24 protein-coding genes are annotated in these 26,410 nt (G+C 47.1%); 16 read left to right on the forward strand and 8 right to left on the reverse strand.

Going from position 1 to position 26,410, the window contains the following annotated elements:
- Positions 1-323: 323 nt before the first annotated feature.
- Positions 324-1,412, forward strand: coding sequence for a GGDEF domain-containing protein (locus BMY75_RS07525; RefSeq protein WP_074831952.1), 1,089 nt, complete (start codon positions 324-326; stop codon positions 1,410-1,412).
- Positions 1,413-1,657: 245 nt separating this feature from the next.
- Here BMY75_RS07525 and prfB read toward each other — a convergent pair whose 3' ends face one another.
- The 4 genes from prfB to BMY75_RS07545 all read right to left on the reverse strand — a co-directional run bounded on the left by prfB (position 1,658) and on the right by BMY75_RS07545 (position 7,515).
- Positions 1,658-2,794, reverse strand: coding sequence for a peptide chain release factor 2 (gene prfB, locus BMY75_RS07530; RefSeq protein WP_024857546.1), 1,137 nt, complete (start codon positions 2,792-2,794; stop codon positions 1,658-1,660).
- 619 nt (positions 2,795-3,413) lie between these two features.
- Positions 3,414-4,376: a 6-phosphofructokinase gene (gene pfkA / locus BMY75_RS07535; protein WP_074831955.1), complete on the reverse strand. Its 963-nt coding sequence runs from the start codon at positions 4,374-4,376 to the stop codon at positions 3,414-3,416.
- A 182-nt stretch (positions 4,377-4,558) separates the two neighbouring features.
- The gene (locus tag BMY75_RS07540; RefSeq protein WP_074831958.1) at positions 4,559-6,490 is read right to left on the reverse strand and encodes a protein kinase domain-containing protein; all 1,932 of its coding nucleotides are present in this window, start codon (positions 6,488-6,490) and stop codon (positions 4,559-4,561) included.
- A gap of 191 nt (positions 6,491-6,681) precedes the next feature.
- Positions 6,682-7,515, reverse strand: a complete 834-nt coding sequence (locus tag BMY75_RS07545) for a glycosyltransferase (RefSeq protein ID WP_074831961.1) — start codon at positions 7,513-7,515, stop codon at positions 6,682-6,684.
- A gap of 223 nt (positions 7,516-7,738) precedes the next feature.
- On the opposite strand from BMY75_RS07545, the gene proC reads away from it, so the two are divergent.
- The 3 genes from proC to BMY75_RS07560 are packed head-to-tail and all read left to right on the forward strand — an operon-like array spanning position 7,739 to position 10,143.
- Positions 7,739-8,542 (forward strand): pyrroline-5-carboxylate reductase, encoded by an 804-nt coding sequence (gene proC, locus BMY75_RS07550; protein ID WP_074831965.1) that lies wholly within the window; start codon positions 7,739-7,741, stop codon positions 8,540-8,542.
- A gap of 47 nt (positions 8,543-8,589) precedes the next feature.
- On the forward strand, positions 8,590-9,210 hold the full coding sequence (locus BMY75_RS07555) for a hypothetical protein (protein ID WP_242940198.1): 621 nt from the start codon (positions 8,590-8,592) through the stop codon (positions 9,208-9,210).
- A gap of 39 nt (positions 9,211-9,249) precedes the next feature.
- Positions 9,250-10,143, forward strand: a complete 894-nt coding sequence (locus tag BMY75_RS07560) for a YesL family protein (protein ID WP_074831972.1) — start codon at positions 9,250-9,252, stop codon at positions 10,141-10,143.
- Between the two features lie 104 nt (positions 10,144-10,247).
- Here the strand turns inward: BMY75_RS07560 and BMY75_RS07565 are convergent, their stop codons facing one another.
- A complete protein-coding gene (locus BMY75_RS07565; protein WP_074831977.1) occupies positions 10,248-11,456 on the reverse strand; it encodes an ATP-binding response regulator in 1,209 nt (402 codons plus the stop codon).
- A gap of 218 nt (positions 11,457-11,674) precedes the next feature.
- On the opposite strand from BMY75_RS07565, the gene BMY75_RS07570 reads away from it, so the two are divergent.
- The 12 genes from BMY75_RS07570 to argS all read left to right on the forward strand — a co-directional run bounded on the left by BMY75_RS07570 (position 11,675) and on the right by argS (position 22,300).
- Positions 11,675-12,166: an RNA polymerase sigma factor gene (locus tag BMY75_RS07570; protein ID WP_074831981.1), complete on the forward strand. Its 492-nt coding sequence runs from the start codon at positions 11,675-11,677 to the stop codon at positions 12,164-12,166.
- A gap of 1 nt (position 12,167) precedes the next feature.
- Entirely contained in the window at positions 12,168-13,355 is a 1,188-nt protein-coding gene (locus tag BMY75_RS07575) for a hypothetical protein (RefSeq protein ID WP_074831984.1), read from the forward strand.
- 345 nt (positions 13,356-13,700) lie between these two features.
- A complete protein-coding gene (gene rplM / locus BMY75_RS07580; protein WP_024857551.1) occupies positions 13,701-14,129 on the forward strand; it encodes a 50S ribosomal protein L13 in 429 nt (142 codons plus the stop codon).
- A 16-nt stretch (positions 14,130-14,145) separates the two neighbouring features.
- Positions 14,146-14,547, forward strand: a complete 402-nt coding sequence (gene rpsI, locus BMY75_RS07585; RefSeq protein WP_074831988.1) for a 30S ribosomal protein S9 — start codon at positions 14,146-14,148, stop codon at positions 14,545-14,547.
- An 82-nt stretch (positions 14,548-14,629) separates the two neighbouring features.
- Entirely contained in the window at positions 14,630-15,136 is a 507-nt protein-coding gene (locus tag BMY75_RS07590; protein WP_074831992.1) for a hypothetical protein, read from the forward strand.
- Between the two features lie 347 nt (positions 15,137-15,483).
- Entirely contained in the window at positions 15,484-15,630 is a 147-nt protein-coding gene (locus tag BMY75_RS17960; RefSeq protein WP_170844270.1) for a hypothetical protein, read from the forward strand.
- Complete coding sequence (locus BMY75_RS07595; RefSeq protein WP_074831995.1) at positions 15,617-17,302, forward strand: RNA polymerase sigma factor; 1,686 nt, start codon at positions 15,617-15,619, stop codon at positions 17,300-17,302. The genes BMY75_RS17960 and BMY75_RS07595 overlap by 14 nt, the downstream gene beginning before the upstream one ends.
- A 102-nt stretch (positions 17,303-17,404) precedes the next feature.
- Positions 17,405-17,920 (forward strand): GNAT family N-acetyltransferase, encoded by a 516-nt coding sequence (locus BMY75_RS07600; protein ID WP_242940199.1) that lies wholly within the window; start codon positions 17,405-17,407, stop codon positions 17,918-17,920.
- A 213-nt stretch (positions 17,921-18,133) separates the two neighbouring features.
- Positions 18,134-19,219 (forward strand): D-alanine--D-alanine ligase family protein, encoded by a 1,086-nt coding sequence (locus tag BMY75_RS07605; protein WP_074832003.1) that lies wholly within the window; start codon positions 18,134-18,136, stop codon positions 19,217-19,219.
- Positions 19,212-20,033, forward strand: coding sequence for a glutamate racemase (gene murI, locus BMY75_RS07610; RefSeq protein WP_074832006.1), 822 nt, complete (start codon positions 19,212-19,214; stop codon positions 20,031-20,033). The genes BMY75_RS07605 and murI overlap by 8 nt, the downstream gene beginning before the upstream one ends.
- A 51-nt stretch (positions 20,034-20,084) precedes the next feature.
- A complete protein-coding gene (locus tag BMY75_RS07615; RefSeq protein WP_170844271.1) occupies positions 20,085-20,525 on the forward strand; it encodes a YwiB family protein in 441 nt (146 codons plus the stop codon).
- Positions 20,526-20,539: 14 nt separating this feature from the next.
- Positions 20,540-22,300 (forward strand): arginine--tRNA ligase, encoded by a 1,761-nt coding sequence (gene argS / locus BMY75_RS07620; protein ID WP_074832012.1) that lies wholly within the window; start codon positions 20,540-20,542, stop codon positions 22,298-22,300.
- Positions 22,301-22,391: 91 nt separating this feature from the next.
- On the opposite strand, the gene BMY75_RS07625 is transcribed toward argS, so the two are convergent.
- From BMY75_RS07625 to BMY75_RS07635, 3 genes are all read right to left on the reverse strand, one after another.
- On the reverse strand, positions 22,392-24,467 hold the full coding sequence (locus BMY75_RS07625; protein ID WP_074832016.1) for an EAL domain-containing protein: 2,076 nt from the start codon (positions 24,465-24,467) through the stop codon (positions 22,392-22,394).
- Between the two features lie 129 nt (positions 24,468-24,596).
- Positions 24,597-25,109, reverse strand: coding sequence for a phosphodiesterase (yfcE, locus tag BMY75_RS07630; RefSeq protein WP_074832020.1), 513 nt, complete (start codon positions 25,107-25,109; stop codon positions 24,597-24,599).
- A 21-nt stretch (positions 25,110-25,130) separates the two neighbouring features.
- On the reverse strand, positions 25,131-26,405 hold the full coding sequence (locus BMY75_RS07635) for a bifunctional folylpolyglutamate synthase/dihydrofolate synthase (protein WP_074832022.1): 1,275 nt from the start codon (positions 26,403-26,405) through the stop codon (positions 25,131-25,133).
- Positions 26,406-26,410: the final 5 nt, after the last annotated feature.

Below are 26,410 nucleotides of genomic sequence, written 5' to 3' on the forward strand. Positions count from 1 at the left end.
CTCTTATTAGTATATTAACATATGCGTAATATTTTCACATCATCATAAAGTGTCAGAAAAATCCCACAAATATCAGGATATTACTTTGTCGGATTCTTACAATTTCGGATTTATATCACATACCTTGGCTTAAAACAACGTAATTTTCGCGGTTTTTTCGCTGTGTGACCTTGGTCTTGCGATCTTAATTTGATGACTTTCACGAAAAACCATTCGTAATTTTGTTGAAATATCATCTTGAAAATAATTTCTTAATAATTTATAATTAGTATATAAACAATTGACAATTAATTATACAAATGTAACGAAAGGGGTGCAGCTATTTGAGAAAAAGCAAGAAATCAGGCATAAACATCATGCGCTTCGATAATCTGAACGAACACACTGTCTACGCCATTGGCGGGATATCACTGCTTGTGTCGCACATAGCGTACCTGACTATTTTCTCGATATTGTCCGTCAAGCCGATGATATACTATAATATATTCAGCGTGACTTTTTATATAGGAATGCTCGTACTGCTTTACAAAAGACCCTACCGCAAGCGCCTTGTGCTGGCAACGCTGGTGGAAGTAATGGTTCACTCCTGCCTTGGCTGTTATACAATGGGCTGGGATATGGGCTTTGGTACCATGCTGCTTTTCCTGATACCGATACCATTTTATCTGCCGCTGAGAAGGCTGATGACCCCGTATCTGTTCTCCCTTGTGCCATTTGCCCTGTATGTCGCCATAGCCGCACAGGTGAAGTTCAGAGCCCCCTCGGCTGAACTCTACACCTTCAAAGACCCGACGATAAACAACATCGTATACTTTATAAACATATCCTTTGCGGCGCTGATACTACTTTATATATCATCGATATATATGTTCAGCCGCGAACTCATGCGGTTCAAGCTGACCAGCAAGAACGAGAGCCTGAAAAAACTGGCGACCATCGACCCCCTGACACAGCTTTTTAACCGCCGCGCCATGAACGAGTACCTCAAACTCGTCCAGCATAACTGCGAACGTTCGGGCAAAGGCTACGCAGTCTGTATCGGTGATATCGACGATTTCAAAAAGGTCAACGACAAGCACGGTCATTCCATGGGCGATGAAGTCCTCAGGCAGATAGCTTCGGTCATAGCCCATACCGTTCCCGCCGAAGGTTACGCCGCAAGATGGGGCGGCGAAGAGTTCCTGTTCATTATCCCAAACGCCGATGCTTCATGCGGCGCTGAACTTTCCGAAAAGATACGGGAAGATATCTACAAAAAGAATTTCAGATCCGATAACGGAAATTTCCGCGTAACGATCACCGTAGGCATCTGCCGCGGCAACCCCGGGGACGATATCGAAAAAGTGATATCCCTCGCCGACCATCGCCTATACCAGGGCAAACAAACAGGCAAAAACAAAACAGTAGTCTGACCCCGCTAACGTCAGGCTATTCAGGAAAAATATTATATCGCACGAACTGCGGGATTCTCTGAGGGAAACCTTTTTGAAAAAGGGTCCTCCTCAAACGTCAGCTTTGCTGATGTTGACTCCTTTCCGAAAACTTTTATTTCTTTTTTTGTGGGGACAGTTGTACTAAAAAAGCGCAGTATTTAATCGTACTGCGCTTTCTTTATTAATGTGTATGTCCCCGCCCCAAAAGCGGCTGTTCATTATTATCAGTTCTTCTCGATTTTGCCGAGGGAGAGGGCTTTGAGGTAGGCATTTATAAAGCCGTCGAGGTCGCCGTCCATGACCGCCTTGACGTTGTTATACTCATAGCCTGTGCGGAGATCCTTAACAAGGGTATAGGGCATGAAGACATAGGAACGTATCTGTGAGCCCCATGCTATCTCCTTCTGAACGCCCTTGATATCCTCGATCTTTTCGAGATGCTCTCTCTCCTTGATCTCGATGAGCTTTGCTTTCAGCATTTTCATAGCGTAGTCCTTGTTCTGGAACTGGGAACGCTGAGTCTGGCAGGCTGTCACGATACCGGTGGGCTTGTGTATCAGTCTTACCGCAGAGGAGGTCTTGTTGATGTGCTGTCCGCCCGCGCCGCTTGCACGGTATACTTCCATCTCGATATCCTCGGGTCTGATCTCAACTTCGATATTATCATCCAGTTCGGGCATAACCTCTACCGCAGAGAAAGATGTGTGTCTGCTTCCTGAGCTGTCAAAAGGCGATATGCGGACAAGTCTGTGGATGCCTGATTCGCTTTTCAGATATCCGTAAGCGTTTTCGCCCTCGATGAACATAGAGCAGCTCTTGATACCTGCGTCGCCGCCCTCAAGTATATCCATTATCTTCGCGCTGAAGCCATGGGAATCTGCCCATTTGGTGTACATTCTGATAAGCATTTCCGTCCAGTCCTGAGCCTCAGTTCCGCCTGCACCGGCATGGAAATTCAGGATAGCATTGCTGTGGTCGTACTCGCCAGTCAGCAGAGTTTCCAGCGATGCCGCGTCAAGGTCAGCTTTCAGCTTGTCGAGCTCAGCCTTGATCTCCTCGACCAGCTCTGCCTGAGTATCCTCGTCCTCCTCGGCAGCCATCTCTATCATTACCTCGATATCATCGGCAGCACCGTTGAACTTGTTGTAACGCTCCACCTTGCCTTCAAGGTTTCTTGTCTGCTGCAGAACCACCTGCGATTTTTCGGGATCGTCCCAGAATCCGGGCTCTGCTGCCTTCTCGTGAAGCTCCTCGATCTTCTCGGCTGCATTTTCGATATCGTATACATCGTGCAGCTCCTTTATCATCGGACGGCAGGCTTCAAGCTCCGATCTAAGGTTCTCTAAAAAAACAACTGCCATTATCTTTACTCCTTCATAAAAAAATACATACAAATATATTATATATCATTTTCGCGGAATTGTAAAGCCCCCAAGGCAATTTTTTTCATCCCATGCGGTAAAATACGCCAGAAACCGAAAAACGGCTACAGCGCAATTGCGCCGCAGCCGCTTGTTTTTGGATGCGTCCGTGCTAATAACCCTGCACTATGACATATCCCCGCCTTTATAAAGCATACTTCCCCAAGTACACTTACATTATAACGTTTTCGGAGTTAGTTGTCAATGACCGCTCCGTTTACGTAATAGTTTTAACTTATATTTATTTGCTGTAAAAACAGAACCTTTGGGAGAAAACACCACCCCACAACTGTTTATACTGCTCTTTTTTCAGGGCAGGAATAATGCAAAATGCACAAGTCGCACAGAGATCTTTTTCGTAAACGGTTTCGTTTTTTCGCTCAAAGATTCACAATAAGTTTACAAATAAAAAAGGACAGCGAAAAACTGTCCTTTTGATATCATATATCGTGAGCTTTCAAGTGTACGAATTAACTTCTTACCGAATCATAAGAGATCTTAACATAAGGAAGAATCACCGACAGCACCACTGCTCTGTATATGTCTGAATTCTGTTTTATCAGAACGCAGTTTCGTTCAGGATCTTGTAAAGCTCGTCCTCGAAGGGCTTCTTCATGGAAAGTGCTTCCTGGATATCAACGTCATATACCTTGTTATCCTTCATGCCTACAACTCTGTTGCCGATGCCCTTTTCAAGCAGTTCAACAGCGTGATAACCCATCTGTGTAGCAACAACTCTGTCTCTTACTGTAGGAGAGCCGCCTCTCTGTACGTGACCCAGGATAGTTGCTCTTGTCTCAACGCCTGTCTTTTCGCTGATGATCTTAGTGATCTCGTCAGTCTTGCCAACGCCCTCAGCTACAACTACAACGAAGTGGTTCTTGCCGTTCTTCATTGTGTTCTTGATCTTTTCGCAGATTGCGTCGATGTCATAATCCTCTTCGGGAGTGATAACGGCCTCAGCGCCAACAGCCAGACCAACGTTGATAGCTATGTAACCTGCATTTCTGCCCATTACCTCAACAACAGAGCATCTGTCGTGGGACTGTGCAGTATCCTTGATCTTGTCGATCATTTCCATAGCGGTATTCATAGCGGTATCATAACCGATAGTATACTCAGTGCAGGAGATATCGTTATCGATAGTGCCGGGAAGACCTATGCAGGGGATACCCATTGCGGAAAGGTCAGCTGCACCTCTGAAAGAACCGTCGCCGCCGATAACTACTATACCGTCAAGACCGAGCTCCTTGCACTTGTCTCTGCCCTTTGCAACGCCTTCTTTTTCCCTGAATTCAGGACACCTTGCTGTGTAAAGACAGGTGCCGCCTCTCTGGATAATGCCTGATACAGATCTTGCGTTCATCTCAAAGACTTCACCGTTCAGCAGACCGTTGTAACCACGCTGGATACCAACTACTTCCATGCCCCTCTGAAGAGCTGCTCTGCAAACTGCTCTGACAGCTGCATTCATTCCGGGAGCATCGCCGCCGCTTGTAAGAACGCCGATTTTCTTTGCCATAAAATATACCTCCAAATTCGGGCTGTTTGTCCATTATATGCCCTTTTCTTCTCATTTTTCCAAATCTAAGAATAACACAAAGCCCTCGGAATGTCAAGGGCTTTGAGCACGTTTTCACATTTTTTCAAAAACGTTTTAGATGAAGTTCATTATTTACTGCAATATTCCGAAAACGTTTGATATCAGTAGAACACGACCCCGCCGTTGTTGTCGCCTCCACCGTTCTGATTGTCCGTAATTTCGGGCTGATTTGTGTTTCCGGGATTACCCGATGATACGGGAGGATCGGTATGGGGTGCCCATGGATCCTGTGTATCCACAGAGAGCTGAGGCTCTGTCGTGCTGCCGCTGACTGATGTGGAAGACTTGGTAGTAGTCTCGGGCGGTCTGCCAAGGCTGACCGTTACAGTGAGGATATCACCCTCTTCGATATTTATCCAGCCGCCTGCAGGTATACTGGTCTTGAACACTAAACCGTAAGGCACCGACTTGCTGTAATCTTCCGCAACACTGTACTTGATGTTCAGGCTGTCCAGCAAACTGAGATAATCGCTCTTGGAATAATTCGAGCAGTCAGGTACTGGTATAACGGAAGGTCCTGCACATACTTCCAGCACCAGTTCATTCTTCCTCTTGGGGTCGTAATCCGTTCCCTCGGGGATGCTCTGGCTCTTTACATAGCCGCGATCAACATCGTCGGAGTAGTAGTACTTCGGCTTCAGGGTGAACTCGTCGCCCATTTTCTTTTCGACCTCGGTATAGTACAGACCGACTAAATTCGGCATTATCGAACCTCTGCCGTACTCGGTGTCATCATCATCAGATTTAGCAGCAGTGGTAGTTGTAGCTGTACCGTAATCATAGCTGTCCTCTGCCTCGCTGTCTGAAATTTCTTCCTCGGGAGCGCGGGATACCGCCGTTGAATTTGTATCGGGCGGAGCAAAAAGCTGTGTCATAAGATATATGCCTATAACCAACAGAACGCCCAGAACACAGAGTCCGACTATCGTAGCCAGTTTGCTGCTCTTCTTAGCAGCAGGTCTTCTGCGCTGATACTCTTCCTCTTCGTTCTCCTCATCACGGTAGCGTCTTTCCTCACGGGGAACGTGCTGTATCGGGATAGTCTGGGTTGAGCCCTTGGGGTGTTCTATCCTTGATGGCTGTTCAAACAAACCTGAGACAAGTTCGGTGACGGTCTGTGTTCTCTCCTCACCGCGCACAGCCATAGCCTGTGCCAGGGCATCGGAGATATGCAGGGGTATACGCGGATTTATACGAGAAGCTTCCATCAGCGTATCGTTGTGTATCCTTGTATTGGCATCAAGGGGCATATTTCCCGTAAGTATGCGGTATATGACCGCAGCCACCGCATAGACGTCCGTCCATGTGCCCTGCCACTGCAGTGACGAATACTGTTCGGGTGCTGTATAGCCCGAATAGAACTCAGGCATCATACCTGTGTTCGATGTCCTTATCGAGCTTATGCAGAAGCCCGTGAGCTTCAGCTCGCCATCGGTGGTGACTATTATATTCTCGGGGGAGATACCTCTGTGGATTATCCCCGCATTGTGGATTATATTCAGCGTAGTGAACAGGGGCACGAACAGCTTCTTTACCTGTTCCCATGTAAGGAAGCCCTTGTTCGACTGCAGGAATTTCTTCAGGGATACGCCTTCAACATATTCAAGTATCACGTAGGTCGTATTGTTCTCTGCAAACATATCCTTTGCCGTGACGATATGAGTGAGGTTCCTCATTCTTGAAAGCACCTTGTTCATATCGGCAAATTCGGACATAAATGTCTTATACTTCGCCAGACAATCCCTGTTAACGTTCAGGGTCAGACCGTCGGGCGCTCTTTCACACAGTGTATCGGGCATATATTCACGACAGACGCACTTGCATTTGCCGACCATATCATAGCATATATACGAAGCACCCTCACCGTTATATGAGAGCATCTTACCTATGACATATCTGTTATCCAGCACTGTTCTGGGTGCCAGATAAGCCTGTAAATGGGGGATATCGTCCGTATAGCTGCAATAATGGCAGTGTCCGTCCGCTCCCAGCTCGTTCATGCAGCCCATGCACAGCTTGACACTCGGCTCCATACCGAACCTCCTTACTTAAAATCGACGTTCATCGCGCCGTTTACTTTCCCTTTCATTCCGTCCCGCGATAACCTCGGGACGCTTCAATAATATTACCAACTTTTCGCATCAAAGTCAAGGGATTTTCCTTAACTGTACTTGTTGTGAAACAATTTGTATTCTTTCTGTAAGAACTGAATGTTTCTGCGTAATCATCGTAACAGTTTCTTGTAAAATCTTCCAGTCAGCGATGACGGAAGCAGGAACATCACAAGCTGCGCGGCGGTAGTCACGGTGAAGTCCCACAGCCCAGAGAATCCCGAGCGGTATATCTTCCAGCGCACCGCTATGAAGCTTCGAGTATTCGCCCAATTGCGCCGTCTATCGTAATTTCCGCCGTTTACACGGTATCTCACCAGCACCTTTGGGATATTTCTTCCCACAGCCCCGGCAGCCAGCATTCGCACCACGAAATCGTAGTCCTCACAGCGCCTTACCGTTGTATAGCCGCCTATTTTTTCCACCCATGACTTTTTATAAACCAGGGTGGGGTTATTGAAAGGATTTCTGCGCCTTGCATACTTCCTTATAGCGGAATCTCCCGCAGGAGTCTTCCTGACAGCTATCTCCTCACCGGTGTCGCTGTCAAATTCGCTTATATAAGCGCCCAGCATATCTACCCCGGGATGTTTCGCCATCATGTACATGGAGAGCTCACAGCGTTCGGGCAAAGCAATATCGTCCGAGTCCATCTTTACGATATACTCGTTCCTGCACATTTTAAGTCCTTCATTCGCACAGTGCCCCACACCCATATTTTGGGGCAGGCGCAGCACGCGGAAGCACTCATGCTTCTGCTCATACTCACTGATAACGCTGTCCAGTTCCTTTGTCAGCGGACCGTCGCAGACCAGCACGAAATCATCAGACGCAAAGGTCTGCCCCAGCATACTATCGATACATTCTTTAAGGAACTCAGGTCTTTCTCCCTTATACACAGACATAAGCACACTGTATTCGGGAAGCCTGACACCATCTTTCTCCATTTCTCACACCTCCGCGGTGTCACATATATAGTTATTGTAACATTTTTCTTGGGTTTTGTCAACACAGCGGAAGAAAACCGCCAATGATCGGTATTTTTGGCGATCTCAGCGTGATCGTCTTTTCCCGGACCTGCAATTGAGTTTCTTCATAAAATATACTTGAAATGTCGCAATAAATGTGATACAATAACAATATCTATTTTTTGAATGGAAGTGTGACAAAATGAGTTATAAAGTAGGATTTATCGGCGCAGGCAATATGGGCAGCGCTATCATGAAAGGTATCGTAGGCAGCTCAATGAACAGCGAAGTCGAGCTCTATGCTTATGACAGCTTCGAGGCTGCACAGGAAAGAGCTAAGGCTATAGGTGCTAAGGGCCTTGATAGTGAGGCTGACCTCACCGCCACCTGCGATATCGTATTTCTTGCCATCAAGCCCCAGCAGCTTGACGAAGTTCTTGCTAAGATAAAGGGCGAAGTGACCAAGGATAAGGTGATAGTATCCATCTGCGCAGGCGTAACAGACGATAATATCGCGTCAAAGACCATTGAGGGCGCAAAGGTAGTTATGGTAATGCCCAATACTCCTCTGCTGCTTGGCGAGGGTGCAACCGCACTGGCAAAGTCTGACAGCGTTACCGATGAAGAGTTCGCACTGGTTTGCAGGATATTCGGTTCATGCGGTATATATTCTGTACTGCCCAAGGATAAAATGAAAGAGGTCATAGCAATAAACGGCTCTTCTCCTGCTTTCATTTATCTGTATGCTCAGTGCTTTATCGACTACGCAAAGAGCGTTGGCATTGATGAAAAGGCTGCTACCGATCTGTTCGCAAAGTCCCTGATAGGCTCTGCAAAGATGATAACCGACAGCGGCAAAACTCTCGATGAGCTTATAACCATGGTATCCTCAAAGGGCGGTACAACTATCGCAGGTCTTGAAAAGCTGAGAGCAAACAACATCGAAAAGGCAGTAAAGGAATGCTGCGAAGCCTGCACAAACAGGGCTTACGAGCTGGCAAAATAATACAGTCATAATCTTTAAGCAGTGGGCATAGTATTGTTATCGAGGTGATGATGATGCAGACGAGCCCCTGCAGGACAGACGAAAACAGAGCAAGATACAGCGCAGGCACATTCGCTTTTATGTGCGGTGCCATGCTGACAGGTGTGCTCATCGGCACGATGTGCTTCTGCCTTTCGGCTGATACACAGATAAACAGGCTGATCTCCCCATCGGGTGAGATGGAGCGCCTTTTGCAGACCGACCTCGGAAGTGTGATGGCGGGCTCTCTGCTGGGAAGCACTGTGTTTCTTCTGGGACTGGCAGCTGCGGGATTCTGCGCGGTGGGACAGCCCTTTGAAGTACTGCTCATCGTTCTGAGAGGCATGGGCACAGGTCATAAGGCGGCACAGCTTTACAGTGCCGCGGGCAGAGGAGATATTCTCTATGCGGTGGGACTGTTCCTGCCGGGTGCAGTGATATCTGCGCTGGCACTGGCAGCGGCAGCAAGGGAGGCACTTAGCCTTTCAAACATCTACCTGCGGCTCACACTGTCAGGTGGACGTGGCTGCGACCCCTCGGGAGCTGTTAAGCTCTACGGAGCAAAACTGCTGGTGGTAGAAGCCATGCTGGCTCTGGCGGCAGGTGCTGATACAATCTGCTGTTATTTGTTTATTGGAAAGCTTGTCTGACAGAAAGGTCTGTCAGTGATTAAAAACAAGGAGAGTAAAATGGGATTTTTCGGAAATTACGATACCCCCGGAAGAGGAGTACTGAAAACTCCTCACGAGAAGCGTCCGTTCTTCAAATTCTGGGAGGTATATTTCAGACATATGTGGCACCTGATGGGGCTGAACCTGCTGTACTTCCTGTTCACGGCACCGCTGATCGCGGCACTGATGGGGGTATCTTTTACAGGTGATATGAAGTGGCTGCTGCTGGTAGTGATATCTGGCATAATGGGACCTGCCACAGCGGCTATGACAAGAGTAGTGCGCAACTATTCGCAGGAGCGTCCCACATTCATGCTTCACGATTTCCGTAAGGCGTTCAAACTGAACCTGAAGCAGGGTCTTATAATGGGCTATATCGATTCGATAGCCATAGTCAGCTTTATAATAGGCGTGCCTATGTACAGCAAAATGGCGCAGGAAAACAGCATAATGTACGTGCCTTATGTGATCTGCCTGTCGTGTATGCTGGTGTTCTTCATGATGCACTTCTACATCTATCAGATGATGTGTTCCACCACCCTGACGATGAAGCAGATACTCCGCAACTCGCTGTTCCTCGTGTCGATAGGCCTCAAAAAGACCATATACACACTGCTGGCTTCGCTGTTTGTGATAGCATTCAACTATATATTACTGATATTGCCCTCAACGATAGCCTTGGCGATGACACTTCTGATGTTCTTCCCATATACGTTCCTGACATTCGTTGCGTGCTTCAACTGCTATCCCGTGATACGCAAGTACGTTATACAGCCTTATTATGACAAGACAGGTGAGAAGAACCCCGAGGACAAAGATATTGACCCCGAGGAAGTTCTTTTCGAGGACAAAGCAGCCGAGGAAGAGGCAATGCCTGTTCAGAAAAAGTCAAGACCAAAGACTATAAAGTAAAATTGGCGGTCGAAATAGTTGCCGCTAACCAAAAAGAGCGTATGCATTGGTTTTGCATACGCTCGATTTTTTATTTCCGTGATAATTTCAGCTTATTCCGCTTCTCACTTCAGCAGCTTGACCAGTTCTGTATAAAGCACTGCCGGGATGACCGGCTTCGCTATGTGCCTGTCCATGCCAGCCGCCTTTGAACGCTCCATATCCTCGGGATAGGAGTTCGCACTCATGGCTATCATCTTAACTGTGGAACTGTCGCTTCGTTCAAGGACGCGTATCTTGCCTGCGGCTTCAAGGCCGTCCATCACAGGCATTTTAACGTCCATAAGTATCACATCGTAGTAACCGATGCCCGATGCCATAAACTTTTTCAGGCACTCATATCCATTTGCGGCAGAGTCCGTTTCAAAGCCCACACGCTTCAGCAGCTTGACTTCCAGTATACGGTTTATGGAATGATCGTCCACCACAAGAGCACGCTTTCCGCTGAAATCATAGCTCATTTCTGAGTTGTTATCATTAGCCTTGCCGCCTGATGCAGGCTCGCAGTCGATCTCCACAACAAATTCGGTACCGACGCCCACCTGAGATCTCACGCGGATATCTCCGCCCATCATGTCCACAAGGTTCTTTACTATGGAAAGACCAAGTCCCGAACCCTGTATCTCAGCTGTTGCGGCTGTCCTCTCCTGGGTAAAAGGCTTGAACATATTCTTCGTGAATTCCTCTGACATACCGATACCGTTGTCCTTCACGGTAAACACCGTTCTCACCTTGCCGTTGCCCGCCGCCATCTGGGAGACTGTCAGCACTACCCTGCCCTTTTCGGGGGTGAACTTCACCGCGTTTGAAAGCAGATTCAGCAGTATCTGCCTGAGTCTCAGTTTATCAAGCACCAGCGTATCAGCGAATATATCGTGAAATTCCGCCGCGAATTCGATACCCTTCTGTTCAGCCTGCGGCGCCATTATGGAAGTCAGGTTCTCCGCAAGAGCTTCAAGAGAGTAAGCCTCGGGATAAAGTTTGAACTGACCGCTCTCTATCCTCGCCATATCCAGTACTTCCCCAAGTATCTCCAGCTGATACTCGGCTGATTCCCTTATCTTTTTGAAATATTCCTTAGCCGCCCTGCCTTCGGATTCTTCTTCGCCAAGTCTTGCAAGACCTATTATGGAATTCATCGGTGTGCGTATCTCATGACTTGTGCGGGACATGAAAGTTGTTACCGCTTCATAGTTTCTCCGTGCACGCGACAGTTCCCCTTTCAGCTCAGCGACCTCTTTCACCGCCGCAAGATATTCCTCCTCGGTATGCAAAAAAACACCTCCCCAAAATATTTATACTATTATAACACAATATTAAGCAAATGTAAAGACCTTTAGCTAAACCACCTGGTAAACTGTCGGAAAGTTAAGCTTCTCTTTGTTGTTTTCCACACATCATGAGTACACTTTTAGTATATTATGCTGATTTTTGAGATCACTATTGAGATTTCGGAGATTTTGAGCGATTATTATACAGGAGGTGAAAAAGTATGCATACTGAAAAAACCGCCATTCAGGAACTTGAACAGACAATAACTAAATACAAACGCACGGTCTACGGCATCGCGCTGACACAACTGAAAAACAAGCACGAAGCAGACGATGTTTTTCAGGAAGTATTTCTGCTGTACTATTTAAAGAAGCCCGTATTCGATGATGAGAAAGCTAAACGTGCGTGGCTCATCAGGACTGCGCTGAACAAATGCAGGCAGTACAATCTAGGAAAATGGAACATGAATACCGACAAGAACTTTGAACCGACCGAAGACAGAACAGCTGACTTTGAAAGCAAGTATGACAGCGAGATCATCGAAGCAGTAAGAGAACTTCCCGAGTATTTGCGCGAGCCCTTGTATCTCCACTGTTTTCTCGGTCTTTCGGTCAACGAAACGGCTTCACTTCTTGGTATCAGGGCAAACACGGCAAGCATGAGATTGAGCAGAGCGAAAAAGATACTTAGATCAAAAACGGAGGGTGAATGATATGAAAGATAACGATTTTAGAAGAATTGAAAATCAGCTCGAACCCGATGACAGGCTGGTAAGAAATGTGATCAATAAGGCATCGGAGTTATCGGCAAACAGTGAGATGGCAGAGGACTATCTGAAAAACCATGATGTTACGGAAACAATTACGGTCAAGCACAACAAAGGTTATATGTATATCTTATCTGCTGCCGCCGCACTTGCACTGGTGTTCGGAGCAGGTATATATATTCGCAGTAATAACGCTGTAAAAACGCATACTCCCGATGCTTCAAGCACGGAAGAAAACGCTGCAGTGGTCACTGACAGCACTCCTGAAACATCAGTTACGGAGAATGTTCCGGTGTCTGAAAGCATTGCGGAAGCAGTAGATAGCAAGGTGGATATCCCAGACAGCACAGTGGATACCCCCGACAGAGTGGCTGACGAGAGCAAATCAGAGATCAAAGATGATGGCAGGAGCGAATGGAAACCGGACAGAACTACTGATAGTTTTGAAAACGAAAACGGCAATGGTCAAGCGGCTGTATTGGCACCCGCAACTGATGAATACAGATCATTCGAGATGAACGACAATACCTATTATTTCGCCTGTGGAAACAAAGGTGAGATATATGATCCGGAACACATGATCGGAAACAATATCCCGAACATTTCTTACATCAATGAATTCCTGAAAAATGTGGAAGTGCCCTCGATGTTCGGGGATATCCGTCCTTCGGCACAAGCAGAGGTTTACAGCCTGCAATTTGCCGATCCCGGCTATCTTGTTGCGGTAAGGTTCATAGATGTTAACGGCGATGAAAGGTACTATCTCTTTGCGGATATGGACCACAGCTTTGACACACTGGAGGAGCATCTGCTTGCACTGAACATTGACATATACACCTTTGACGGCACAGCCATCATCAGGCGAGACGGTGTGCGTTCTTTCATTGATGATGACAGCACACTGAAAGAGATGCTGCTGTCAGCCAACGGTGAAAAGACCGACACAGCATACGGTGAAGCACTTTGTGAGATATTCCTCGATACACCTATCTATGGTGGAAGCGTAGGATATACTGTTTATAGCGATGGCTATATCGGCGTGGTGAATGGTTTCGGAAGTGAAAGTATCTACAAAGTCGGGACAGAAACGACCGCTCAGATGGTAAGCTATATAAATGAAAACTACCATGAGTAAAAATCATGAGCCGTTGAAAATGATCATACGGCAATAACATATCCCCTGCATATACTGCGGGGGATATTTGCTGTAAAAACACAAGTTTTCTCCCATAATACTGTGCATTTTCACCTGTGAACGAAAAATGAAACGGCAAACGAGAAATCGAGAAAAACAAAGAGATTTAAAGAGAAATCAAGAGAATGAGGGATATAAATTAAAAATTCGGCGTATTGACTATTGACATTGGCGAAAAGATGTTGTATAATAGCTTACGTTGCGAATCCCGAAGGTCGTCTTGCGTGCGTCCTCGGGCAGATAGAACGGTTTTTACCGTACACGATATTTTAAGGAGGATACGATATGTCTACTTATATGCCCAAGGCTGCGGACATCACCCGCAAGTGGTATATCATCGACGCTGAGGGTCAGTCCCTCGGTAGAGTTGCCGCTAAGGCAGCTACTATTCTTCGTGGTAAGCATAAGCCTACTTATGCACCTCACGCTGACTGCGGCGACCACGTAATCATCATCAACAGCGACAAGGCTGTTCTCACAGGTAAGAAGCTCCAGCAGAAGAAGTTCTACCACCACACCGGTTGGATAGGCGGTCTGAAGGAGATCGGCTATGACAAGCTGATGGCTGAGCAGTCCGACAGAGCTATGACTATTGCTGTTGAGGGTATGCTCCCCAACAACACTCTGGGCAGAGCTGCTGCTAAGAGACTGAGAGTTTATAAGGGTGCTGAGCATAACAATGCTGCACAGAAGCCCGAAAAGTACGAGCTGTAAGAAAGGAGCAATCAGAATGTACGAATCCAAGCAGCCATATTTCTATGGCACAGGCAGAAGAAAGCACTCTGTTGCCCGCGTTCGTGTTTACGAGGGTACAGGTAAGGTTACTATCAACGGCAGAGACATCGACGATTATTTCGGTCTTGAGACTCTCAAGCTGATCGTTCGTCAGCCTTTCGCTGTTACTGATACTGCTGACAAGTATGACATTGTCTGCACTGTTACAGGCGGCGGTGTTACAGGTCAGGCAGGCGCTATCAGACACGGTATTTCCAGAGCTCTGCTCCAGGCAAGCGATGAGTTCAGACCTCTCCTCAAGAAGGAAGGCTTCCTCACTCGTGACCCCAGAATGAAGGAAAGAAAGAAGTACGGTCTGAAGGCTGCAAGACGTGCGCCTCAGTTCAGCAAGAGATAATCTCTCTTATACTTCAAAACATTTCAAGGCATCCATCGTTTGGTGGATGCCTTATTTATTAGATATTAGAAAGGAACAACATATGACCCGACAAGATATCATTAAAAATATCGATATTGCAAGACGTTATATGAACGAATACCATCTTCTTTTGCCTGATGATGAAGTCCTGTTCGACTGCTATTGCCTTCCCTCTTTCAGATGGAAAGCGTTTTACGCACAGGTAAGCGCGAAGAACGGTGTATATATAGCCAACTGTGCCTATACAAGATATGCCGATCATTTAGGGAACGAAAGCTATTCCCGCCACTTTACAGCCGCCCAAAATGATACGCACCCAGCCATACGAAATGACATTTTCTGTAAGACCGTTTTTCCTGAGCACGAAATTGTTGATGACCTCATTTCCGAAGTTAGTGAATATTCCGCTAAAACCGATGACACCGAAAACGGTATGATGATCGACGGGATCACCGCAGGGATAAGGCTTTTTGAAAACGGCAGTTTACTTCGTGATATTGTATTGGATAACCCCAATAAGCCTGAACCTCTGCTTGATGCTATCTGTTATTTTTCTGATATGATATAATTCTTTCAAGAATATCATCAACGTGACTTTCCAGAAACCCGATATCCCCCATGCGTATCCCCTACCGATACGCATGTTTTTTTACCTCAAAAATATTTTCTCCAAAAGTGTAACCTCGCTCAGACTTCACCCGTCTTATTAACAGAGAGACATAGATCCGATCGGTAAAAGCAATGTTAGAACAATGGATAGTAATAAATAGAGAGGTCGGTGCGACGAAAAATTTTTTTCAAAAAAGTGTAACCCTGTTAAGACTTCATCCGTCTTATTTACAGAAAGACGTAGACAAACACATCCGGAAATGATAAAATGGAGATGACAGGGATCATAAGAAAAGAGAGGTCGGTATGGATATCACGATAGATGAGATGTTCAGACGTTTGCTCATACAGATGCAGAAAGATACTGCACTGTCAGAGAAAGAGAAAGAAATATTAATGAAAGAACTGGAAACAAAGATCAATGAGGAGGAAAACAAGGATGAAAAAGAATGAGCTTATCGAAATGGTAGAACAGTTAAAAGCAGGAAATAAAAATGCACTCAAGGCTCTTTATGAGGAGTATTATGACAGACTGTACTTCTTTGTGCTGAAAAATGTGGACAGCAAGGAAGCGGCTGAGGATATAACACAGGATACATTCCTAAAATCCATGGAGAAGATAGATTCTCTGGAAAAACCTGAGAATTATGTATCATGGCTCCACAGCATCGCATACAACAGATGTACTGATATGTTCAGGAGCAGAAAGAGCGATGTGTACTTCGATACCGATGAGGAGTTTGAATCCGCTATGGAAAGCCACAGTCTCAACGAACCCGTAATGGTACCCGAGGACTACGCCACCGACAAGGACAGGTCTAGACAGCTGAAAGCCATGATAGACAGTCTTAAGCCAGATATGAAGTCGGCGCTGATACTGTACTATTATAATGATATGAGCCTTGCTGATGTAGCTAAGACCATGGGTATTCCCGAGAATACTGCAAAGCAGAAGATCTTCCGTGCCCGCAAGAAGCTGAAAACCAAGATAGAGGAAATGGCAGGCAAGGGCATCGTGCTCTCAGCTATACCCATGAACCAGCTGCTGCGCGGAACAGTATCACCTAAGAAAGCGGCAGCTATGGTGACAAGATCAGGCGCTTCATTAAGCAGTGTCCCGCTTATAGGCAAGATAGCAGGCATATCCGCGGCGGCTGTTATAGCTGTGGGCGTTCCCGTTAGCCTGAGCCGCATGGACAAAAATGCTGATATCGCAGGTAACGTAAGGGTACATGATTCCAGCGCGGTTTCGGCAGAAGCAAATGATTCAAGCACTGCGGATACACTTGCTTCCGAGATGATAGAAGTCTCCCTCTCCGATACATCTGCCGCCAAAGACACAGCAAGCCGTCCCGAAAACAGCAAGGCAGAGGATACATCGTCCAAGCCCGCTGAGAACTACGCAGAACCTGCACCGGCTTCCAATGGGATCGATGTAACCGCGGCAGTAAACACCTCCGCACCTGTGGAGCCTGCTCCCGAAACTGCCGACGTCCCCGAAGAAAAGAAAGAAAACCAACCTGTGGAGATGACTCCCGAAAAGCTTCTCGGCATGACAAATTCTCAGCTGAGAGAGCTTTCAGACAACGATTTTGAGGTTGTACTTGAACCCTATTCTTTCAACCTTGTGTACGGCATAAGATGCAAGGCTTTCCCGAACTACGTTTACATCGTTGATATCCGCAACGAGGACGGTCAGCCTGACGGACCTCTTGATGCGATCGACCGCTGGCACGGAGATAAGAAGATAGTGCTTGACAGCGAAGAGGTACGCGAACTGATAGTACAGGGCAACGAACCCCTCGGCGAAGGTATCAGCGTCGGCATGACATACAGCCAGATAAAAGAGGTAAACGGCGGTCTGCATTTGTATAATGACGGCTTTGCTTATCCCAGGATAAACAGCAAGATATGGGGACTGCACTTTGCTTTAACAGATGAAGAACAGACACTCATCAATGAAAAGTTCGATGAGCTAGAAGCCGAATACGAGGGTACAACTAATGTCCCCATGATAGACCTTACCGAACTCGGCATCGACCCTGTATGCAGTTATGCACATATATTTAACACCTACAACGGTGTAAATACAGGTATATATGACGGAGTTTTTGTAGACAACTAAATCTGAAACACAAGCATTTGCCATAGTATCCCCGATTTGCATCTCGGAGATACTATGGCTTTTCTGTTGACAACAATGCCGACCGGTAGTATAATATTTACTATGACAAATAAATTTACGGAGAAAGATCTTATGGAAGATATCAGACTGATCTTAGCAAAACCGGGCGATGAAAAGATAATACACGCGTTGAAGTATTCTTCTTTTCTGCCGCTGTATGAGCGTTATAAAGACGATGAAACAAGCCCTGCAAAAGAGCCCATCGAAAAAGTCATCACTAAGCTTAAAAGCGAAGACACGGATTATTATATCATAAATGCGGGTTCAAAGCCTGTGGGTGGGATAAGGGTAGTCGATGACGGTATTGTAGATGACAGGCAAGTTTACCGTATAAGTCCACTATTCATCATTCCCGAATACCAGAACAAAGGGATAGGTCAGAGGGTCATAAAAATGATCTTTGATATGTACGAAAGTGCTGATATATGGCGGCTTTCCACCATCAAGCAGGAAGCGGGCAATCGTCATCTGTATGAAAAATGCGGATTTAAGCTAGTCGGCAATGAAATGCCCATCAACGATAAAATGACCATCGTGTTTTACGAAATAATAAAATAGATATCTGTCCTTTCAGTTATCATGACAGGAAAATCATGCCCCGAAGTTCATTTAAATGCTTCGGGGCAAAGCTTTTTTCGGGAGAATTTTCTGCATGAAGACAGTCTGCAAATTGTAAACTTTTTGTTTCATTGTAATTAGTGTTTGCAATCAGCGTAAATATGTGGTATAATATTAAATTGACGTAGTATGTACACGAAAGGACGTATTATTATGGCAAAGCTTAAAGTTGCTGTCATTTTCGGCGGCAAATCCAATGAACATGATGTATCGGTAGTCTCAGCGGCTCACGTTATACGCAGTATCAGCGCGAATTCCGACCGCTATGAGATAATCTGCATAGGTATAACCAAAAAGGGTCACTGGGTAAGATTCATGGGAAGCGTGGAGGATATCGAGAACGGCAGCTGGGCTGAGAATCCCGACAACGCTGCCTGCATATTCAGCCCCGACCCCGTACACCGCGGCTTTATACAGCTGGAAAATGACGGCAGCTACACCAATATAAAGGTAGATGCTGTATTCCCCGTGCTCCACGGCAAAAACGGCGAGGACGGTACTATACAGGGCATATTCCAGATGGCTGAGATACCCTTTGTGGGCTGTGACCTTCTGTCTTCTGCCTGCTGCATGGACAAGGACGTTACACATACCATACTTGAAGCTCACGGCATACGCACCGCTAAGTGGATAAGCATGATATACCGCGATATGAAGCAGCTTGATGAAAAGTGTGCACAGATGGAGAAAGAGCTTGGCTATCCTATGTACGTTAAGCCAGCTAACTGCGGTTCTTCCGTGGGTATATCTAAGGCTCACAACTACGATGAACTGAAAGCAGGCATCAAGGCGGCATTCTCTCATGACCAGAAAGTTGTGGTTGAGCAGGGCATCGTAGGCATTGAACTTGAATGTGCAGTTATGGGCAACGATGAGCCTTTCGCTTCAACCGTAGGCGAGATAGCTGCTGCTAACGAGTTCTATGATTATGATGCAAAGTACAATAATGCTGATTCAAAGACTTACATACCCGCAAGAGTATCCGAAGATAAGATAAACGAGGTTCGTGAAGCGGCTGTAAAGGCATTCAAGGCTATGGGCTGCGAGGGTCTTGCAAGATGCGACTTCTTCCTTTCCGATAAGGGCGAAGTGATACTCAACGAGATAAATACTCTCCCCGGTCATACCAAGATTAGTATGTACCCCAAGCTGATGGAACACGCAGGCATAAGCTATGCCGAGCAGGAAGACAGGCTGATAAAGCTTGCTCTTGACAGATCGGAAGTGGATTATGAATAACTCACCTATTGGCGTATTCGATTCGGGCGTGGGCGGACTTACCTGCGTCAAAGAACTCACAAAGCTCCTGCCCCACGAGGATATAGTATACCTCGGCGATACCGCGAGAGTCCCCTACGGTACGCGAAGCAAGGAAACAATAGCTGAATACACCGCACAGGATATGGAATTTCTCAGGGGACACAACGTAAAGATGATACTTGTTGCCTGCGGCACAGCATCTTCTGTTATAATGTCCAGCCCCGAATTCAGCGGAAAGACAGAGCCCAGCTACAGCGGAGTTGTAATGCCAGCCGCACACGCTGCCTGCGCATCTACCAAAAACGGCAGGATAGGCGTTATCGCTACGGGTGCTACTATCAGGAGCGGAAGCTACGGCAAGGTCATCAGGAGCATCGACCCGAGTGCTAAGGTGATAGGCAAGGCTTGCCCTATGTTCGTGCCGCTGGTGGAAAACGGCTATATCGGCAAGGATTGCGCTCCTACCAGATATTTCGCTGAGGAATACCTTGAATGTATGAAGCGCGAACAGGTGGATACACTGATACTGGGCTGTACACACTATCCCCTGCTGGCTGACCTTATCTCGGACATCATGGGGGAGGGCGTAAAGCTGATATCCGCAGGTGCCGAGCTTGCAAGGTTCGCAGTCAAGACCCTCACATACAGCGATGAGCTGGCAGACCGTGAGGAGCAGGGCAGTCAGAAGCTTTACTGCACCGACAGCCCCGAACTTTTCTCGGAAAACGTGGAAAGATTTCTGGGAGAGAGCTTTTCGGGCACGGTTGAGAAATGTGTGCTGACAGCCCACTGATGCATTTGGCAGGATAAGTAAAATAAGCTGACCGATGTTAGGAGAATGAGCTTGGATAAAAAAGAAGTTGATATCATACTCGTCAGCCGTCAGTACGAGGACTTTGACGATGACCCTGTGAATTACGAGCAGACAGAAGTGCTCTCGGTGGGAACATACGAAAAGACCGCAAACGGCTATCTGATAGAGTATGAAGAAAGCGAAGCTACGGGCTTCGAGGGCTGTATCACGAAGATAGAGAGCTTCGGCAAGAAAAAAGTGGTGATGTCCAGGCGGGGAAATGTATCCTCTGAGCTGGTGATAGAACCCGGCGAGAAGCATCACTGTGTCTACGGTACGCTTTACGGCAATTTTGAAGTTGGCGTTGAGGCACGTAAGATTACCGATAAGCTCACAGATGAGGGAGGCAGGCTGTCTTTCTCGTATGTGGTAGATGTAAATTCGGGACTGATAGGCACCTTTGATATAGATATTCAACTTAAACTGAGATAAACGGAGGAAGTAAGATGCAGGATTTGATAAAGGAAGCTTTCGCGCAGGCAAGGGAACTGGTGCTGAACGCACTGGGTCAGCTGGTGGCTGAGGAGGTATTCCCCGCTGAGGCTGTTCCCGCTTTCAATATTGAGATACCCGCCGACCCCAAGAACGGCGACGTTTCCACAAATGCGGCTATGGTATGTGCAAAGCCTTTCAGGAGCGCTCCCAGAAAGATCGCTGAGGCAATAGTCGGCAAGATAGATACCACCGGAAGCTGTTTCGATAAAGTTGAGATAGCAGGTCCGGGATTTATAAACTTCTACTACGGCAAGGGCTGGTTCGGCTCGGTAGTAAAGGCAGTTCTCGATGAGGGTACCGAGTACGGCAAGACAGATTTCGGCAAGGGCAAAAGAGCTCTGGTGGAATTCGTATCCGCTAACCCCACAGGACCCATGCACATAGGCAACGCAAGAGGCGGCGCTATCGGTGACTGTCTGGCTGCTGTTATGGAGTATGCAGGATATGAAGTTGAGAGAGAGTTCTACATAAACGACGCAGGCAACCAGATAGAGAAGTTCGGCAAGTCCCTGAGACTGAGATATATGCAGATATGCAGTGACAAGGGTCAGGAGATAGTTGCCAGGAACCTCGATATGGACGCTTTCTGCAAGACCATATACGAAGATTCTGAAACATTCCCCATGCCCGATGATGTATACCTCGGCATGGATATCATCGCTCATGCAAAGAATTTCTTTGACGAATATGGCATGATAGCTTCTGCACAGCCCGAAGAGGAGTGCAAGAAGGCACTGGTAGACTACGCTCTGCCCAAGAATATCGATGGTCTGCACAAGGACCTTGCCAAGTACCGCATTAGCTACGATACATGGTTCAGAGAGAGCACACTGCACAATGACGGCTCTGTACAGGAAGTTATCGAGAAGCTGAAAGCAGGCGGATACACCTATGAGCAGGACGGTGCGCTGTGGTTCAGGACTACCGATTTCGGTGACGAAAAGGACAGAGTGCTTGTCCGCGACAACGGCATACCTACCTACTTCGTGCCTGATATCGCTTACCACTACAACAAGCTGGCTGTACGTAAATTCGATAAAGCGATAGATATCTTCGGCGCTGACCACCACGGTTATATCCCCCGTCTGAAAGCTGCCATGACAGCTCTGGGCGTTGACGAGAAGAAGCTGGATGTAGTTATCATGCAGATGGTAAGACTTGTAAAGGACGGCGAGACCTACAAGCTGTCAAAGCGTTCAGGCAAGGCTATCACACTGAATACTCTGCTGGAAGAGATACCGATAGATGCGGCAAGATTCTTCTTCAACCTGCGTGAGCCCAACTCACAGTTCGACTTCGACCTTGACCTGGCTATCTCCAACTCCAGCCAGAACCCCGTATACTACGTTCAGTACGCACACGCACGTATATGCTCGGTGATCAAGAAGCTGAAAGAGGAGAACATCGAAGCAAAGCCCTTTACTGCTGATATGGCTGAAGCCCTCAGCACACCCGAGGAGCTGGAGCTTGTTAAGCTGATGGCAACTCTGCCCACCACCATAACCGAAGCTGCAAAGGCTTACGACCCTGCAAAGGTGACCAAGTACGCGGTAGATATCGCTACACTGTACCACAAGTTCTACAACGCCTGCCGTATCAAGGGCGAGGAAGAGAACGTTATGCAGGCAAGACTTGCACTCTCCATGGCTGTAAAGCAGATAATCAAGAATATACTGGATATGCTGAAGATAGGCTGTCCCGAGAGTATGTAAATGATCTTATGATAACAAAAGCACTTTCCCGCGGGAGAGTGCTTTTTTGATGCGTAAAAACAGGCTGCCGTCCGTACAGCAGCCTGATATATCACTTATTATCATCGTACATATACTTTTCTTCAAAGTCGCCCAAAGGCATAGCCTTATCAAAGAGCCAGCCCTGTGCCTTGGTGTAGCCGCTCTGGCAGAGGATAGCCGCCTGCGCATCAGTCTCTACGCCCTCAAAGATGATATCCTTATTGGCAGTATCGATAAGACTGCACATATTCGCCACGAAATCGCGGTCATTCTTGTTCTGCTCGATATTATCGATGAAAGACTTGTCTATCTTCACGATATCCACAGGGGCATTCATCAGCACGCTGAGGGTGGAATAACCTATGCCGAAATCATCGATGCTGACCTTGAAGCCCTCGTTTCTCAGCTTATCCATCACCGAGAAAAGCGCCTGAGTGTCCCCCGAGAAACAGGATTCGGTTATCTCTATCTCGATATCTCCCCTGTCAACATCGTAGAGATTCGCCGTGCAGATGATATTATCAACGAAATTCGGCTGAGTGATATGATGCTGGCTGAAATTCACCGATACAGGAAAAACCCGCTTGCCGTCATGCTTCCATTTTTCAAGGGTGCGCAGTACCTCGCCGTATATGAAGAAATCCAGCTCGTCGATATAGCCAACCTTTTCCAGCACGGGAATGAACTCAAATGGCATTTTGTACGTGCCGTTGGGATTTCTCCACCTAGCCAGAGCCTCAGCGCCGATTATCACCCGCTTTTCAAGGTGGAACTTGGGCTGCAGGAACATTTCTATCTGCCTGTTTTTGATAGCCGCGTGGAGTTCGTTGCATATGGACTGCTCGTAGAGTTTCTGCATCCTCATTCTCTGAGAATATATTCCACATAGTATGCTGCTGGAATGCTTAACGCTGCGCCTTGCAAGGTTAGCATTGTCGATGGCGGTGTTCAGCTCTATCTCGCCCTCGGGAAGTATATACATTCCGCAGGCGATACGGATATCCCCCGAGGGGAATTTCTTCTTCTGCATAGTGGTGAACCTTACGTTCTGCTGTTCAACGCTCCGTATCAGCGCTGTTCGGGTATTTGCCCTGCAAAGGCATATAAAGAAATCCGAATACAGGCGGCAGCCGATAACAAAGCTTGCACCGCCCCGCAGACAGGCGGTATAATCCCTCAGCATAGCGTTGCCCGTTTCATATCCGAAGTTCTCATTAACGTAGGAGAACTCATTGATATCCGTATACACTATGGCATATACCATATCCTTTTCCCGCTTCGCCAGCATATTCGTCGCCTGCTGGGTGAAGCCCTTGCGGTTGTACAGCCCCGTCAGCTGGTCGGACTGTAACAGGAATTTGATATACTCGGTATCGCTGTCGGATTTGGTAGCGAGAGCTTTCAGCTTCTGGATATTTGAAAGTCTGCCGAAGACCTCGGTAACATTGCCCGATTCGTCCGCAAAGCTGATATACGCATCACTGTACCAGCAATAATCATCGTCATACGCCTTTGTCCTGAACTCCATAGTGCCTTTCATAGGCTTCTGAAGAGCTTCTTCCCAGGCATCGAAATAAGCGTCCTTGTCCTCGGGGTGCAGAAATTCCTCCGCCGCCCTGCTGCCCAGGAAGTTTTCCAGAGTATTGTCATAATCCAGCCTGAACCTTGTGATGCTGACAGTCAGGTGCATGATATCCCGCTTTACATCGTAATCGTAGTAAACATCGTCGGTATTTTCAGCCACCATATGCAGCTTATCACGCTGTTCTGCAACCTTGCGCGTTAGCTTTTTATATTCGTTCTCCAGCCTGTCATGGCAGCTGCAGTTGGTGAAAACCACATCAACACGGCTCCTGTCGTTGATTATACCGCAGCAGTGCACAAAGATGGATCCTCCGTCCCGAGCGGTTATGGGCAGTCTTACGCAGAAAGCCCTGTTATCATCAGAAATGCTGTTGATGTATTCCTCGATCTTTTCACGTTCATTCTCTTCAAAAAGCGAGTAGAATGTAAGCTCCTTTTCCAGAACATAATCACGGCTGTACCCTGTAAAGCCGAAAAAATCATCGTCTACAGAAACTATCTTACCGCCTGCTGTAAAATCAACACAGCAGATGCCGGCTTTAAGCCTGTTATTCTCTTCCATTCACTCACCCCCTTGAAAAGTGATGACACAGCGAATTTTACTTCTTTCTTAATTGTATCACATTTTTATAATTTATTCAAGAGGTTATAAAATTTTTATAAGATTTGCACAATACAAAAACAGGCTTTTTTACAATTTTCCGAATGTGAATTTTCCGTTTTCCAGAATAAGATAGCTGTGATCAGAGCCCTCCTTGGGGATGGACACAGAACCCGGGTTGATATAGGTGAAATCCCCGTGATCCTTGATAACAGGCACGTGTGTATGCCCGTGGAGAAGCACCGTACCCTTGCTCATTGGGGGCAGGTTATCGCAGTTGAACTTGTGGCCGTGGGTAGCGAATATTGTTAAATTATCGTCATAGATGAAAGCATATTCAGCCATTATCGGGAATTCCAGCACCATCTGGTCGACCTCGGTATCGCAGTTGCCGCGCACGCAGAGTATCTTGTCTTTCAGGGGATTCAGCATGGCAATGACTTTCTTGGGCTCATAGCCCTCGGGCAGGTCGTTGCGGGGTCCGTGGTAGAGGATATCCCCCAGCAGGAGCATTTTTTCAGCGCCGCTTTTTTCAAATGCCGCCAGCATTTTCTCGCACCAGTAAGCCGAACCATGTATATCGGATGCTATAAAGAGTTTCATATTATCACGCTTTCTATCTTATTAGTTATTCTTGTAGATCTCATGCACTGCTGAGACCAGATAAAGCGAACCGCAGACCAGCGTCAGTCCATCACTGTTTTGCTGTTTCATATTTTCAATCTCGGTAAGCAAGTTGTTTTTAGCTGGCGAGGCTTTTCCGCCAAGAGCGTTTATCAGCTCTGCAAGCTCCGACGCATTTTCGGCGCGGTCGGAGAAGCCGTCAACGGTGATGAAGCTGTCAACGTGAGGAATAAGCACACTCAGTGCCTCGCGGAGATTTTTGTCGCGGCACATACCAATTACCGCATGGCATGGGCGCTTCCCAGCTATGACCTTTGCAAGCGCACGCACTCCATCGGGATTGTGACCGCCGTCCAGCATAACAAGGGGCTTTCGGGAAAGTATCTCCGTCCTGCCGGGCAGTACAGCATCTGCTATACCCTCGCGGATATCTTCATCGGAAAGACCAAGCTTCTCACGCAGTATCTCACAGCCCTCTATCACCGAGAGTGCGTTATCTGTCTGATGAATGCCTGCCATGGAAGCATGGTAGTTTTTGCCATTGTAGGTGAAGTCCGTTCCATCAAGTCCTGAATTTTGTACTGATAATTTATCAGCGTCGGGTATTACAAGGCTCGAATCCATTTCACGTGCCTTTTCAGCCACAACAGCCCTGACTTCCTCGGTGTTGCCCGCACTAAGTACGCAAGGCACTCCCCTTTTGATTATACCTGCTTTCTGTGACGCTATCTGCTCGACTGTATCTCCTAATATGGCGGTATGGTCAAGATCAACCTTGGTAATTACGGTCAGCAGAGGCGTGGTTATGATGTTGGTGCAGTCCAGCAGACCGCCCAGCCCTGTTTCAAGCACGACGATATCACAGCCCTGTTCCTCAAAGTACAGGAAGGCTATCGCCTGAGTTATCTCAAACTGGGAAAAGCCCGTATCTTCGGGGAATTGGGACACTGCCTCATGTACTTTACCCGCCAGCCTTGCAAGGGCTTCGCCGTCGATATTTCTGTCGTTCACCTGTATCCTGTCGGCGTACTCGATGATGAACGGCGAGGTGAAAAGCCCTGTTTTCAGCCCTGCGCGGAGGAACACGCCGTCAAACATACGCGCTGTTGAGCCCTTGCCGTTGGTGCCTGCGATATGCACGAATCTCAGCCTGTCCTGAGGGTCGCCTATGGCTGACATCAGCTTTTTTATGCGGCTGAGATCCTTCACGGGCTTGCCAGAATGTGAGAACCCGAATATGTATTCTATTGCCTTTTCGTTACTGTATTCAAACATTGTTT

This window comes from Hominimerdicola alba (genome assembly GCF_900109655.1).
GTDB classification, from domain to species: domain Bacteria; phylum Bacillota; class Clostridia; order Oscillospirales; family Ruminococcaceae; genus Hominimerdicola; species Hominimerdicola alba_B.

Coding starts and splice junctions, on each gene's coding strand:
- BMY75_RS07600 (WP_242940199.1), top strand. CDS start 17,405: ATGACAAATAAATTTACGGAGAAAGATCTTATGGAAGATATCAGACTG.
- BMY75_RS07545 (WP_074831961.1), bottom strand. CDS start 7,515: ATGGAGAAAGATGGTGTCAGGCTTCCCGAATACAGTGTGCTTATGTCT.
- rpsI (WP_074831988.1), top strand. CDS start 14,146: ATGTACGAATCCAAGCAGCCATATTTCTATGGCACAGGCAGAAGAAAG.
- BMY75_RS07590 (WP_074831992.1), top strand. CDS start 14,630: ATGACCCGACAAGATATCATTAAAAATATCGATATTGCAAGACGTTAT.
- BMY75_RS07575 (WP_074831984.1), top strand. CDS start 12,168: ATGAAAGATAACGATTTTAGAAGAATTGAAAATCAGCTCGAACCCGAT.
- BMY75_RS17960 (WP_170844270.1), top strand. CDS start 15,484: ATGGATATCACGATAGATGAGATGTTCAGACGTTTGCTCATACAGATG.
- BMY75_RS07595 (WP_074831995.1), top strand. CDS start 15,617: ATGAAAAAGAATGAGCTTATCGAAATGGTAGAACAGTTAAAAGCAGGA.
- BMY75_RS07635 (WP_074832022.1), bottom strand. CDS start 26,405: ATGTTTGAATACAGTAACGAAAAGGCAATAGAATACATATTCGGGTTC.
- yfcE (WP_074832020.1), bottom strand. CDS start 25,109: ATGAAACTCTTTATAGCATCCGATATACATGGTTCGGCTTACTGGTGC.
- pfkA (WP_074831955.1), bottom strand. CDS start 4,376: ATGGCAAAGAAAATCGGCGTTCTTACAAGCGGCGGCGATGCTCCCGGA.
- murI (WP_074832006.1), top strand. CDS start 19,212: ATGAATAACTCACCTATTGGCGTATTCGATTCGGGCGTGGGCGGACTT.
- BMY75_RS07560 (WP_074831972.1), top strand. CDS start 9,250: ATGGGATTTTTCGGAAATTACGATACCCCCGGAAGAGGAGTACTGAAA.
- BMY75_RS07540 (WP_074831958.1), bottom strand. CDS start 6,490: ATGGAGCCGAGTGTCAAGCTGTGCATGGGCTGCATGAACGAGCTGGGA.
- BMY75_RS07625 (WP_074832016.1), bottom strand. CDS start 24,467: ATGGAAGAGAATAACAGGCTTAAAGCCGGCATCTGCTGTGTTGATTTT.
- rplM (WP_024857551.1), top strand. CDS start 13,701: ATGTCTACTTATATGCCCAAGGCTGCGGACATCACCCGCAAGTGGTAT.
- proC (WP_074831965.1), top strand. CDS start 7,739: ATGAGTTATAAAGTAGGATTTATCGGCGCAGGCAATATGGGCAGCGCT.
- BMY75_RS07605 (WP_074832003.1), top strand. CDS start 18,134: ATGGCAAAGCTTAAAGTTGCTGTCATTTTCGGCGGCAAATCCAATGAA.
- prfB (WP_024857546.1), bottom strand. CDS start 2,794: ATGGCAGTTGTTTTTTTAGAGAACCTTAGATCGGAGCTTGAAGCCTGC.
- argS (WP_074832012.1), top strand. CDS start 20,540: ATGCAGGATTTGATAAAGGAAGCTTTCGCGCAGGCAAGGGAACTGGTG.
- BMY75_RS07570 (WP_074831981.1), top strand. CDS start 11,675: ATGCATACTGAAAAAACCGCCATTCAGGAACTTGAACAGACAATAACT.
- BMY75_RS07555 (WP_242940198.1), top strand. CDS start 8,590: ATGATGATGCAGACGAGCCCCTGCAGGACAGACGAAAACAGAGCAAGA.